General features: G+C 61.2%; 13 protein-coding genes. 8 read left to right on the top strand and 5 right to left on the bottom strand.

All coding sequences use genetic code 11. From position 1 onward, the window contains the following. The first annotated feature begins 85 nt into the window (after positions 1 to 85). Positions 86 to 547, top strand: coding sequence for a MarR family winged helix-turn-helix transcriptional regulator (locus tag AOT96_RS00365; protein ID WP_003941330.1), 462 nt, complete (start codon positions 86 to 88; stop codon positions 545 to 547). Next, entirely contained in the window at positions 544 to 2,337 is a 1,794-nt protein-coding gene (locus tag AOT96_RS00360; RefSeq protein ID WP_065351161.1) for an AMP-dependent synthetase/ligase, read from the top strand. Before AOT96_RS00365 ends, AOT96_RS00360 begins: the two co-directional genes overlap by 4 nt. Here AOT96_RS00360 and AOT96_RS00355 read toward each other — a convergent pair. Beyond that, positions 2,334 to 2,714 (bottom strand): helix-turn-helix domain-containing protein, encoded by a 381-nt coding sequence (locus tag AOT96_RS00355; RefSeq protein WP_007726046.1) that lies wholly within the window; start codon positions 2,712 to 2,714, stop codon positions 2,334 to 2,336. The genes AOT96_RS00360 and AOT96_RS00355 overlap by 4 nt on opposite strands. A gap of 204 nt (positions 2,715 to 2,918) precedes the next feature. Between AOT96_RS00355 and AOT96_RS00350 the strand changes: the two genes are divergently transcribed. The 4 genes from AOT96_RS00350 to AOT96_RS00335 all read left to right on the top strand — a co-directional run bounded on the left by AOT96_RS00350 (position 2,919) and on the right by AOT96_RS00335 (position 6,696). Further along, complete coding sequence (locus AOT96_RS00350; RefSeq protein ID WP_042927240.1) at positions 2,919 to 4,223, top strand: IS256-like element ISRer3 family transposase; 1,305 nt, start codon at positions 2,919 to 2,921, stop codon at positions 4,221 to 4,223. A 193-nt stretch (positions 4,224 to 4,416) separates the two neighbouring features. Further along, positions 4,417 to 4,662: a hypothetical protein gene (locus AOT96_RS00345; RefSeq protein ID WP_020908376.1), complete on the top strand. Its 246-nt coding sequence runs from the start codon at positions 4,417 to 4,419 to the stop codon at positions 4,660 to 4,662. A 124-nt stretch (positions 4,663 to 4,786) separates the two neighbouring features. Beyond that, entirely contained in the window at positions 4,787 to 6,376 is a 1,590-nt protein-coding gene (locus AOT96_RS00340; RefSeq protein WP_065351160.1) for an FAD-dependent oxidoreductase, read from the top strand. Next, on the top strand, positions 6,373 to 6,696 hold the full coding sequence (locus AOT96_RS00335; protein ID WP_007726052.1) for a 4Fe-4S dicluster domain-containing protein: 324 nt from the start codon (positions 6,373 to 6,375) through the stop codon (positions 6,694 to 6,696). Before AOT96_RS00340 ends, AOT96_RS00335 begins: the two co-directional genes overlap by 4 nt. Here AOT96_RS00335 and AOT96_RS00330 read toward each other — a convergent pair. Further along, positions 6,686 to 7,741, bottom strand: a complete 1,056-nt coding sequence (locus AOT96_RS00330) for a 2,3-butanediol dehydrogenase (RefSeq protein ID WP_003941279.1) — start codon at positions 7,739 to 7,741, stop codon at positions 6,686 to 6,688. The two genes, AOT96_RS00335 and AOT96_RS00330, sit on opposite strands and share 11 nt — an antisense overlap. A 164-nt stretch (positions 7,742 to 7,905) precedes the next feature. On the opposite strand from AOT96_RS00330, the gene AOT96_RS00325 reads away from it, so the two are divergent. Together AOT96_RS00325 and AOT96_RS00320 are read left to right on the top strand one after the other, a co-directional pair. Then, positions 7,906 to 8,412 (top strand): DUF3558 family protein, encoded by a 507-nt coding sequence (locus tag AOT96_RS00325; RefSeq protein ID WP_007726058.1) that lies wholly within the window; start codon positions 7,906 to 7,908, stop codon positions 8,410 to 8,412. A 41-nt stretch (positions 8,413 to 8,453) separates the two neighbouring features. Then, on the top strand, positions 8,454 to 8,780 hold the full coding sequence (locus tag AOT96_RS00320; protein WP_007726060.1) for a hypothetical protein: 327 nt from the start codon (positions 8,454 to 8,456) through the stop codon (positions 8,778 to 8,780). Position 8,781: 1 nt separating this feature from the next. On the opposite strand, the gene AOT96_RS00315 is transcribed toward AOT96_RS00320, so the two are convergent. The 3 genes from AOT96_RS00315 to AOT96_RS00305 form a co-directional block, all read right to left on the bottom strand. Beyond that, positions 8,782 to 9,135: a UBP-type zinc finger domain-containing protein gene (locus AOT96_RS00315; protein ID WP_003941317.1), complete on the bottom strand. Its 354-nt coding sequence runs from the start codon at positions 9,133 to 9,135 to the stop codon at positions 8,782 to 8,784. 69 nt (positions 9,136 to 9,204) lie between these two features. Next, positions 9,205 to 10,641 carry an ATP-binding protein gene (locus tag AOT96_RS00310; protein WP_003941311.1) on the bottom strand — a complete coding sequence of 479 codons (1,437 nt, stop codon included), beginning with the start codon at positions 10,639 to 10,641 and terminating at the stop codon, positions 9,205 to 9,207. Positions 10,642 to 10,650: 9 nt separating this feature from the next. Then, on the bottom strand, positions 10,651 to 12,327 hold the full coding sequence (locus AOT96_RS00305; protein WP_019749255.1) for an FAD-dependent oxidoreductase: 1,677 nt from the start codon (positions 12,325 to 12,327) through the stop codon (positions 10,651 to 10,653). Between the last annotated feature and the right edge of the window lie 95 nt (positions 12,328 to 12,422).

The following is a 12,422-nucleotide window of genomic DNA, read 5'->3' as shown; positions in this document are numbered from 1 at the left end:
CTTTTCACGCCGCCACCGACGGACTTCTTGTCGGTGGCGGCGGTCATATTGCAATCGGGACTAGGGGCAGCGTTATAGTTGCCCAGTGCAACACGACGGAGCAATGGCGCTCACCGGTCCACCAGCCGTTCATGACGAGCTGGTGCACCTGACGCGGCAGCTGATGACGGGGGATCGGCATTCCGATGATCACCCGTCGATCGCGCAGCATTCCTTCCTCTCCTTCATCGGCCGAAACGACGGCTGCAAGGCCACGGAGATCTCCGAAGTCTTCGGCGTCAACCGCTCGACCATCTCGCGCCAAGTTCGCGGCTGCATCGAGGCAGGCTGGGTGTATGCCGATCCGGGATCCGTTCGTCAGGGCAATCCATTGCACCTCACGGAGGCTGGCCGCAAATACCTCGACGCCGCCGACGCGCGTCGGCTCGACCAAGTCGCCGGCAGGCTGCACGATTGGACCGAGTCCGAGGTCGCAGACTTCGCCCGCGCACTCCACCGCTTCAGAATCAGCATCGAATCGCAGACCAACGGAGATGACACCCTGTGAGTGAGTACAGCGCCAAAGCCCAGTTCACCATCTCCGACAACGAGTCCGTGGTGCACACCGTCTTCACGCACGCCGAGCGCACACCAGATTTGACGGTGTTCTCCCGCCCCAAGGGCGAGGGTTGGGTAGATGTGACGGCAAAAGAGTTCGCCGAGCAGGTCACCGGCGTCGCAAACGGTCTCATCGCCGCTGGCGTGCAGGCAGGCGACCGCGTCGCACTCCTCTCCGCGACCCGATACGAGTGGACGCTCTTCGACTTCGCCATCTGGGCTGCCGGCGCGGCTACCGTCCCGATCTACGATTCGTCGTCTCAGGGCCAGGTCAGCTGGATCCTCGAAGACTCCGAGGCCGTCATCGCGATCGTCGAAACCGGCGCGCACGAGCAGCTGTTGCAGGACGCGCCAAGCTCTCTCAAGGCCGTCATGCAGATCGACGACGGAGCAGTCGAAAAGCTGACCGCACAGGGTGCCGACGTTGACGACACCGAGCTGAAGAAGCGACTCGCGGGCATCAAGGCCGACGATCTTGCGTCACTCGTCTACACCTCCGGCACGACAGGCCGTCCCAAGGGATGCATCCTCACGCACCGCAACTTCCTGTCCGAGGTGCGCGGGATTCTCACGGCATCGATCGGCAAGGTGGCGGTTCCGGGAAACCGAGTCCTGACCTTCCTGCCGCTGGCTCACGTGCTGGCTCGCGCGGTTTCCCTCGCGACGTTCGAAGCTGGCGCTTCGCAGGCACACTGGTCCGACTTCGCCACCATTACAACTCAATTCGAGCGCTACAAGCCCAACACCATCCTCGGTGTTCCGCGTGTCTTCGAAAAAGTTCGTGACGGCGCAGCACGCAAGGCGGAGTCCGGTGGAAAGATTCCGGGCGCGATCTTCGCTTTCGCAGAAGTCACTGCAAAGGAATATAGCCAAGCCCTCGACAAGGGCGGTCCCTCGCTGATCTTGAAGGCGAAGCACGCAGTGGCAGACAAGCTCGTGTACTCGAAGCTTCGTGAGGCTCTCGGGGGCGAGTGCTGGTTCGCGATCTCCGGCGGCGGCGCCCTCACTCCTGAACTGGGGCACTTCTTCCGTGGGCTCGGAGTTCCGATCTACGAAGGCTATGGCCTCACCGAAACCACAGCAGCGCACTGCGTCAACGTCCCGGGTGCTCAGAAGATCGGAACCGTCGGACAGCCGATGGGCGGCAACGGGGTTCGCATCGCCGAGGATGGCGAGATCGAACTCAACGGTGGAGTCGTCTTCAAGGGATACTGGAAGAACAACAAGGCCACCGAAGAGACATTCGTCAACGGCTGGATGCGAACCGGTGATCTCGGTGAACTCGACAGCGAAGGTTACCTTTCCATCACCGGACGCAAGAAGGATCTTCTGGTGACGGCGGGCGGCAAGAACGTCTCGCCCGGCCCGATGGAAGACCGTATCCGTTCGCATTCCATCGTCTCGCAGGCAGTCGTCGTCGGCGACGGGAAGACCTACATCACGGCGCTGTTGACCGTCGACCCCGAGGTGTTCGAGAAGTGGAAGGCCGAGAACGGCAAGCCTTCTGGTGCCACCGTCGCCGAACTACGTGACGACAAGGACCTTCGAGCGGAGCTGCAGAAGGCCGTCGACGACGCCAATGCCGCTGTCTCACATGCAGAGTCGATCAAGAAGTTCGTCATTCTCGATCGCGATCTGACTGAGGAAGACGGTGAGATGACAGCGACGCTCAAGATCAAGCGCAATGTCGTCGTCGATCGGTTCTCGAAAGAGATCGAAGGAATGTACGCGAAGAGCTAGGCGCGTTTGGGGAACTGCTCGCGGTAAGCCATCACGTCGTCGAGGCGGAACCTGCGGTGGGTGCCGCGTAGTTCGATCGGGAGTTTCCCGGCGTCGGCGAGTTTGCGCACATACGTGTCCGAAACGCCGAGGATCTCTGCTGCCTGCGAGGTGGTGAGGAGCTCTGCGACTGGCCCGAGGGCGACGCTGTCCCCGGCAGCGAGGTAGGTCAGGAGCTGCACGACGGCGTCGCCGACCGACGGTGGAATCTCGATCCGGACGCCGTCGAACACCAGCGTGGTCGTGTCCGTCGAGGTTGCGGCTCTCTGGGTCAGGGCCGTTTTGATTCGCTCGGCAGCATCGCCGTCGACTGCGGAAACGATGTGGTCGATGCTCACGCGGTATATCTCCGATCGAAGGCAGTGTTTCGCAAGCATAGACAGCGACAGTGTCCGTCGGCACGCTGGCTGAGCAATGATCAGAACCTGTGGATGGTTCTCGGCGAGGCGGCGTGAGTGGGCGCACCTTCCCGGGAATGATCTGAAATTCCATCAGCTCTGATCAGGACCGGCGTTGGCGCGCTGGTTCGGGAAGGTACGCCCATGCTCACGGTAGTTCAGGATCAGCAATCCTCCAACGACGACAGCGGTGTTGGTCGGTCGTTGCTTGACGAGATCGTTCGCGACGGTGCCCGGCAGATGCTCGCGGCGGCGTTGGCCGCCGAAGTCGCCGCATACATCGAGCAGTTCGCCGAGCATCTCGATGAGCACGGCCGGCGGCTGGTGGTCCGCAACGGCTATCACCACGAGCGTGACGTGCTCACCGCGGCGGGGGCGGTGACGGTGACCGCACCGCGGGTCAACGACCGCCGTGTCGACGCCGAGACCGGTGAACGGCAACGGTTTTCCTCGGCGATCCTGCCGGCGTGGTCACGCAAGTCCCCGCAGATGACCGAGGTGTTGCCGCTGCTGTACCTGCACGGGCTGTCCAGCGGCGACTTCGGTGCGGCGTTGGAGCAGTTCCTCGGCACTGGTGCCGGGCTGTCGGCCTCGACGATCACCCGGCTGACCGCGCAATGGCAGGACGAGGCGAAGGCCTTCGCCGACCGGGATCTCTCGGGCACCGATTTCGTGTACCTATGGGTCGACGGCATCCATCTCAAGGTCCGCCTGGAGCAGGAGAAGCTGTGCTTGCTCGTGATGATCGGCGTCCGCGCCGACGGCCGCAAGGAGCTCGTCGCGCTCACCGATGGGTTCCGGGAGTCCACAGAGTCGTGGGCTGATCTGCTGCGCTCATGCCGACGCCGCGGGATGACCGCCCCGGTGCTGGCCGTCGGTGATGGGGCGCTGGGGTTCTGGAAGGCACTGCGGGAGGTGTTTCCGGATACCCGTGAACAGCGCTGCTGGTTTCACAAGCAGGCCAATGTGCTTGCTGCGCTGCCCAAGTCGGCTCATCCAGGTGCGACCGCGGCGATGCGGGAAATCTACAACGCCGAGGACATCGACAAGGCCCAGGTCGCGATCAAGGCCTTCGAGGTAGATTACGGCGCGAAGTACCCCAAGGCGGTCGCCAAGATCGTCGACGACGCCGACGTGCTCCTGGAGTTCTACCGGTACCCGGCCGAGCACTGGATCCACTTGCGCACTACGAATCCGATCGAATCGACGTTTGCGACCGTGCGGTTGCGAACCAAGGTCACCAAGGGCCCTGGGTCACGCGCAGCGGGGATTGCCATGGCCTACAAGCTGATCGACGCCGCACAAGCCCGCTGGCGGGCGGTCAACGCCCCCCATCTGGTCGCGCTGGTCCGTGCCGGCGCGGTGTTCCACAAAGGCAAGCTGCTCGAACGACCCATCGACATCTCACCCGCTGAGCCCGACGAATCAAGCGAAACGGAGGTCGCCTGAAACACCCTCATCCACAGGTCTTGACAATATCTCCGCTGGCTAGCGCCGTGTGCGTTGCATTACATGAGTGCCGTGAGTGGAAAACTATAAACCCACGTAGATCGGAATTCGAAGGTTTTGGCGCCCAAAGATATTCGACTCGACGCATATGTAACTCACCAAATTTGGTGTACCCGCAAGTAACATCCTGAGCGTGGCTAGACGATCGGTAACGGTGAGATTCGACGTAGAGGAACTGAGGGCCCTAGAGACCCTCCAAGAGCTCACGGGCGCGGACATTTCCAGCGTCATTCGTGAAGCTGTGATCGAGCATGCTCGTCGATGTGTTGCACAGGGAAAGCCCCGCGACATCGCCGAGCGACGCAAATCGCTGACCTTGCAGGAAGCCTTCGCCAAGTACTCCGCGTTGTGCACCGACGAGGAGCGGGAAGCGTCGTAGCGCTCTGTCGATGCAACGGTGAGCGGTTGAGTTCACAGTGATTCTGACTGTGGCGCTGGGTAGTTCGTCCGAGGAATATTACGGCAACAGAAGTGTTGCGTAGACCTCTGACAGGAGCTGGCCAGTGACGGACGTCCTCGAACTCTCCACCGATGTATTGGTGATCGGTGGTGGCCCCGCCGGCGCGTGGGCAGCGTTGCGCGCGGCCAAAGCCGGTGCAGACGTCGTCCTGGTCGACAAGGGCTACTGCGGAACGAGCGGCGCAACGGCCCCCTCCGGAACGGGTGTTTGGTACGTCGAACCGGATACGACTGCCCGTGAGCGGGCAAAGGCCGGTCGTGAGGCGCTCGGCGGATATCTTGCCGACCACCATTGGATGGACCGCGTCCTCGAGCAGACCTACTCCAACATGGATCTCCTCGCGGTGGAGGGCAGATATCCGTTCCCCGTCGACTCCAGCACGGGCAAGCAGATCCGCACCGGCTTGCAGGGGCCTGAGTACATGCGACGGATGCGCACCTGGATTCGTCGAACCGGTGTGCGGATCCTCGATCATTCGCCGGCGCTGGAGTTGTTGGTGGACGACGCCGGGCGAGTTCGCGGAGCGGCGGGCTACCAACGCCACGAGCAACAGGATTACCGAGTCTCGGCAGGCGCGGTAGTGGTCGCCAGCGGAGGTTGTGCGTTTCTGTCCGGTGCGTTGGGTACCAACGTCGATACCGGTGACGGTGCATTGATGGCAGCCGAAGTCGGAGCGGAGTTCTCTGGGATGGAGTTCTCCAACGCGTACGGAATCGCAGCGGCCGGATCGACGATCACCAAGACGGCTTACTACGCGTACGCGACGTTCTTTCACGCAGACGGAAGCGTGCTCGAAGGTGCCGGTTCGGCGAAGGGGAGGTCCGTCATCGCCAGCACGTTGCGGAACGAGCCGGTCTTCGCGCAGATCGATCGGGCCGACGCTGATGTACAGCGTCGAATGAGGCTGGGGCAACCCAACTTCTTCCTGCAATTCGATCGCCGCGGAATCGATCCCTTCACCGACAAATTCGAGGTCGGCATGCTCGCTGAAGGCACGGTGCGCGGCACTGGGGGAATCAACGTCGTCGATGACGATTGCGCGTCATCCGTTCCAGGACTGTTTGCCGCCGGGGACGCCGCGACCCGAGAGCGAATCTGCGGAGGGTTTACCGGCGGGGGAAGTCATAACGCCGCGTGGGCGATGTCTTCTGGTTCGTGGGCGGGAACCGGTGCTGCGCGCTATGCGCTGTCGGTCGGACGTGGGTCTACCAGTGGTCTTCGCGGAGCCGGAACCGTCGGATTGCGTAATCCGGTACGAACCGGGTTTGCTGCCGACGATGTGGTGAAAGCTGCTCAGGCGCAGCTGATTCCCTTCGACAAGAACTACCTCCGCAGCGGTGATCGAGTATCCGCAGCGCTCGGTGAGCTCGAATCGCTGTGGGGTGCAGTGAGTGCGGATCTGGGCGCGGATCCAGCAGGTCGGATGGCGGCGCGGCAGGCTGCCGCGATCACGGCCGTCGGTCGCTGGATGTACCACTCGACGTTGGCGCGGACCGAGACTCGGGGAATGAGCAAGCGTGACGATTATCCCGAACTCGATGGAACGCAACATCATCACGTTCTCACCGGAGGTTTGGATTCGGTGTGGACCCGAACGTCGGAACCTGTCGGGTCTGCATTGGTGGCGTCATGATCGAGCTGGTGTCCGCGCCTGACTGCATCGGCTGCGACAAGTGCGTAGACGTTTGTCCTACAGATGTTTTCGACCGGACGCCCTCGGGCGTCCCGGTGATTGCGCGCCAATCGGATTGCCAGACCTGCTTCATGTGTGAGGCATATTGTCCGACGGATGCGCTGTATGTGCATCCGCAATCCACACCATTGGAAACGGCCGATGTGATCGAGGACGATCACATCGGCCGCTACCGAGAGAAGATCGGATGGGGCAAGGGGCGGGCACCAGGGTCGCTGACCGCGGTGGGTCCCGAGGTGCCCCGTCCGGTCACGACCTGACGAGAATCTTGACCGCAGTGTCGTTGTGCTCGATCAGAGTGGTGAATCCTTCGGAGATCAATTCTTCGAGCTGAATACGACCGGTGATGAATGGCGCCAGATCGACGACACCGTCCTGGACCATCTTGATGACCGCTTCATGGTCGCGTACGTACGCGATGGTTCCGCGTAGGTCGATTTCCTTGAGGACCAGCTTCTGCATGTCGATAGTCGCGGGTTTGCCCCAAATCGACACGTTGACAACAACTCCAGCAGGCCTGACCGTGTCGAGCATGGTGTCGAGGACCGCGTTGACGCCTGCGCATTCGAAGCCGATGTCTGCGCCGATGCCTCCGCTGAGTTCGAGGACGCGCGCTTTGACGTCTTCGGTGGTGGGATCGATGACGTAGTCGGCGACTCCACTGGAGAGGGCCTTGGCTTTGCGGGCTTCGCTGAGTTCGGTGACGATCGTCGTGACACCCAGACCCTTGAGGACTGCCGCAACGAGGAGTCCAATCGGTCCGGCTCCGCCCACGATGGCGACGTTGCCGCTTTCGGCTCCACTGCGTACGACGGCGTGATGGGCGACGCTCAACGGTTCGATGAGAGCTGCCTCGTCGAGCGGGATGTTGCCGATCTTGTGGATCCAGCGACGGTCGACGACGACCTTCTCGCTGAGCCCGCCACCTCCGCCAGCCAAGCCGATGAACCCCATCTTCGTACACAGGTGGTAGTTGCCCGCCTTGCACGGGGCGCACTCGTTGCAGACGAAGTACGGCTCGACGACAACATTTTCGCCGACCTCGACGTCCGTGACACCTTCGCCGACCTCTTCGACGGTGCCGGAGAACTCGTGGCCCATCGTGACCGGCGCATTCTCGTGTGAGAGAGGATGCGGGTGTCCGGGTGCGGAGATGAAGATCGGTCCCTCGAGGTACTCGTGGAGATCGGTGCCGCAGATTCCGCACCATGCGACCTTCAGCTTGACTGTTCCTGGCCGCAATTCGGGCTCAGGGATCTCTTCGATCCGGATGTCTTTCTGCCCGTGGAACCGTGCTGCCTTCATTGATCCGCACCTCACTTCGTTGTGAATCCCCTGGTAGATCGACGTTAGGCCGATTATCGGCGTGGGTGAAGGGTTGCAACGGAATGCAATGGGGTGGAACCGATCGGTGCTGGGGAGCGTCCAATACTGTGAGCGGGTCGCGAACGAGGGGGAGTGCTGTGGGAGTGAGGGTTGCAGTGGTCCTGGTCGCGGCCGCGCTGTTGGTTGGGGGTTGTTCCTCGACGGTCGAGGGCGAGGCTTTCCCTGTCGATGTGATTGGGATGTTTGATCCGTGTGAGGTTCTCGGCAATGAGGAATTGGAGAGAGTCGGAGTTGACCCGGCAACAAAAGAGGTTGACATAGTCAACACCCATATCGATGGGTTCAATATATGCAAATGGGAAGGATCTTGGTTCTTCCTCCGTCTGACTTCCACAACACACTCGCTTGCGGACGTCGAAGCAAATCCGGTGATGCGCGATCTACATCGAATTCAACTTGCCGGCCGAGAGGTCCTGATGTTCCAGGAACACAATGACAAGGCGGACACCGCGTGCAATATCGCCTTCGCGACTGCTCAGTCCACGGCGATGATTCGAGTGGGTGCGAAAGTCGGTGACCAGCGCCCCGAAACTTCGTGTGAACTGGTTGAGCGGGTAGGTCTGACCGTGTTACCGCTGCTTCCCGAATAACGCTCGGAAGAGATTCGACTCGTAGTGAATTGGAGTATGTGATGTCCGGTTTGTATCTGGAGAAGAGGGTCGCAGAGGATCTGGCGAAGGCGTGTGATGATCTAATTTCGCTGTTCAGGTCACTGTCGGACGATGCGAACTATCTCGGGCAAGTGGGAGGCTTCGGCACTCTCGGATCCGCCCGGGCACTGCAGGTTAAGTTCGAGGAAAAGGCGGTTGGCGGCCCGGATGCGCTCGTCGATGTGTTGGCGAGTCATATCGCGGTCGTGGAGGCAATGCAGGCTCAGTTTCAAGCCTGCATCGACAACGCATTGGATCAGGAGTCGTCGAACGTCTCGACTTTGAGGTCGATCGACCAACCGAACTGAGTCAGTGGATGTGTTGCTGCCAATCGGCTGGGACACGACCCTTAGGTCCCGGCGTCGGCTGATCTACGGGATGTGAAGTGGGCGCCGCCAATTCAGGTCCGTCGTACGCCTCGTTGGTTTCGAAGCTCCAGAACCAATCCTCACCGGGTTCGTAGCTCTGCATGAACGGATGCTTTGTCGAGGCCGCATGCTTGCTTGCGTGCTGTGACGGTGAGGAGTCGCAACACCCCACGTGACCGCATTGCGCGCATCGACGCAGGTGCACCCACCAACCGCCGCTCGCATCGCATTCAACGCATCCCGCGCCACTGGGCGGCACGCTCGGATCGATCCCCGCTGGAAGTCCGTCGGTCATGGTCCACCCTCTCGCTGACTGAAGTCGGTCATTTCATCGTGCGCTTTGCCTACCGGCCGTGCAAGGTGGCTAGTCGTCGCGCGTATCCCGCGGTGGGCCCGCGATGGGCAGCAAAACTCTGAACCGGGTGTTACCGGGCTCCGACGTGACCCGCAGCTCACCACGATGCTTGCCGACCACAATTCGCCACGAAATATCAAGGCCGAGACCGGTTCCCTCACCGACAGGCTTAGTCGTGAAGAAGGGTTCGAAGATCCTGTCGATGACGTCATCGGGAATCCCGGCGCCGGTGTCGCAGATCTCGATGCACACGCGGTCACCGTCGCGGCTTGTCCGAACGGTGAGTGTTCCCGATCCGTCCATGGCAGACACCGCATTGTCGATCAGGTTGGTCCACACCTGATTGAGTTCGGCGGCGTAGGCGTCGATCGGAGGCAACGCAAGGTCGTACTCCTTGACGACTTCGATTCCGCTTCCGATCTTTTGCCCCAACATGATCAACGTGCTGTCGAGCAATTCGTGGACATCGATGGTCTGGAAGGGAGCGCGGTCCATCTGAGAATACTGTTTCGCCGCACCGACGAGCGTCGAGATTCTCGTTGTGGAGTCGGCGATCTCGTTCATCAGTAGTTCGGATTCGATGGTGTAATTCAGCCAGCGAATTGCGCCCTCGAGTACGGACTCGTCAACGGCTGCAGCAACATTCTCGAGCCAAGCGGTGTCGAGACCAGCTTGCACGAAGGTCGGAGCCAGATCCCAACCTTCTCGAATCGAATGATCCTCGAACCATTCACCCAACGAATCCTCTCGATCCGAGGCTTCGAGGGGAGTGAGCGTCGGCGCCTTGGCGACAACCTCTGCAACTTCCTCTTGAAGCCGCATGAGCGTCACGAGGGCATCGCGGTCGTAGGTGCCCGATGCAACCATTCCCAGTTTGTGACGCATACCTGCGACACGCTCGCGCAAAGAGGCTGTCGCTCGAACCGCCGCGGCTGCAGGGTTATTGAGCTCGTGAGTCAATCCGGCCGACAGTGATCCGAGTGCAAGGAGTCGCTCTCGCTGATCGATGATCTGCTGAGTGTTCTTCTTGCCGAAGAAAACACCTTCGAGCAGATGAACCGCCATCGGAAACCACTCGCGCATCGCGTTGCCGAATTTGTCGGCGTCCAGGACGAAAAACGTCGAAGGAGTCGTCACTCGCATCGACCCCGCGTAGACCTGCGGTACACGATCGCCGAGATACGCCGTCCAGCCTCCCGAGTAGACGCCGCGCTGGGTGGTCCTGTTGATCTCGATGTCTTCGCCGCCCGACAGCTTGGACAGCACCACCTCGCCCTCGATGAGGACGTAGAAGCAGGTGGCAGGCTCACCTTCGAGGTAGACCTGACCTCGATCGATCTCGGTGATATGGCCTGCCTGGCAGAGTGATTCGAGCTGATCGTCGGTGAGCTTCTCGAACAGGAACAGGGTGCGGAGCAAGTCTGGGCTGCATTCAGGAATGGACATCGAATCTCCCTATTGTTGAGCAAGATAGCGGTGGACGAACATCACGGCCATCGCGCCCTCTCCGACGGCCGACGCGACGCGCTTGGCCGATTCGGCGTGTACGTCCCCGGCGACAAACACTCCGGGGACACTGGTTTCGAGATGATGTGGTGCGCGGTCGAGCGGCCACCCGTCCGGTGTGACGCCTTCGGACGGAAGGTCCGGGCCGGCAAGAACGAAGCCATTTCCGTCGCGGACCACCACGTCTCCGAGCCAGTCGGTCAGGGGAGCGGCACCGATGAAGATGAACAACCACTGAGCATCGACAGTGTCTTCTTCTCCGGTGGCTCTGTTACGCAGTGTAATTCGTTCGAGGTGATCGTCACCCTCAGCGCCGACTACCTCCGTGCACGTGCGCACGGTGATCTTCGGATTCTTTTCGATCTGCTGAATCAGGTAGTAGGACATCGAGGCTTCGAGCGAGTTGCCGCGAATGAGAATGGTGACGGACCTAGCTCCGCGGGAGAGATAGACCGCAGCTTGCCCTGCCGAATTGGCGCCGCCGACTATGTACACATCCTGCTCGCTGCACCGAGCGGCTTCGGTGACGGCCGATCCGTAGTAGACCCCTCGGCCGGTGTATGTATCGAGTCCCGGCGCCGAAAGCTGGCGATAGGAAACACCGGTCGCCAAGATGACCGAATGGGCGTCGACCGACGAACCGTCGTCGAAACGCACTGTGCGGGCCGAGCCGTTGATTTCCAAACCGGTGACGTCTCGCGCGGTGATGACCTCGGCGCCGAACTTGGTTGCCTGGCGCCTCGCCCGATCGGCCAACTGTGCGCCGGACACTCCGTCGGGGAAGCCGAGGTAGTTCTCGATTCGTGAACTCTGGCCGGCCTGACCGCCAGTCGCCCGCCGTTCGATGAGAACCGTCCGAAGTCCCTCCGAAGCGCCGTACAGAGCAGCGCCCAGACCCGCAGGGCCGCCGCCGATGACAACGAGATCGTAAAAGTCTTCGGAGAGGGTGGTACTCAACCCGAGTTTGTCGGCGAGTTCGGCGTCAGTGGGCTCGACAAGGACATCCCCATTGGATGCGATGACGACGGGAAGCCGCAGTTCGTCGGTACCGGCAGCCGAGAGCAGTCGTTGGCCTTCCGGCTCGTCTGACATGTACCAGCGATAGGCAAGTTGGTTGCGTGCCAAGAACTCTCGGACGTCGGATGATCGCTCGGACCAACGATGGCCGATCACCTTGGTTTCCTCGGCGGGGTGATGACTCGAACTTGCCCAGGCATCGAGCAGCGCATCGATGACGGGGTACAGCTTCTCTTCCGGCGGATCCCAAGGCTTGAGGAGGTAGTGGTCGAGGTCGACGACGTTGATGGCGTCGATCGCAGCATCGGTGTCGGCGTACGCGGTGAGGAGAACGCGACGAGCTACGGGATACAGGTCCATTGCCTGTTCGAGGAACTCGATTCCACTCAAACCGGGCATGCGGTAATCGGCGACGATCACAGCGACTGCATCGCCGCGAAGTTTCATTTCACGCAAGGTTTCGAGAGCCTGGTCGCCGGACTCCGCACGAATGATTCGGTACTTCTCTCCGTACCGTTTGCGAAGGTCTCGAACGACGGCACGCGAAACACCAGGATCGTCGTCGACGCTGAGGATCGCTGGTTTGGCCGGGGCTTTCGGTGCGCTCACTCGGTGCCTTCCCGAAGTCGTAGTCAACCTCTCCAGTATGCGACTGCTGAGCTGAGCGTCAATCGCTGAAGATGCGCTCTGAGTGAACCGGCGAA

Source organism: Rhodococcus sp. 008 (assembly GCF_001682295.1).
Classification (GTDB): domain Bacteria; phylum Actinomycetota; class Actinomycetes; order Mycobacteriales; family Mycobacteriaceae; genus Rhodococcus_F; species Rhodococcus_F qingshengii.
This window is presented reverse-complemented; position numbering and strand designations above follow the sequence as displayed.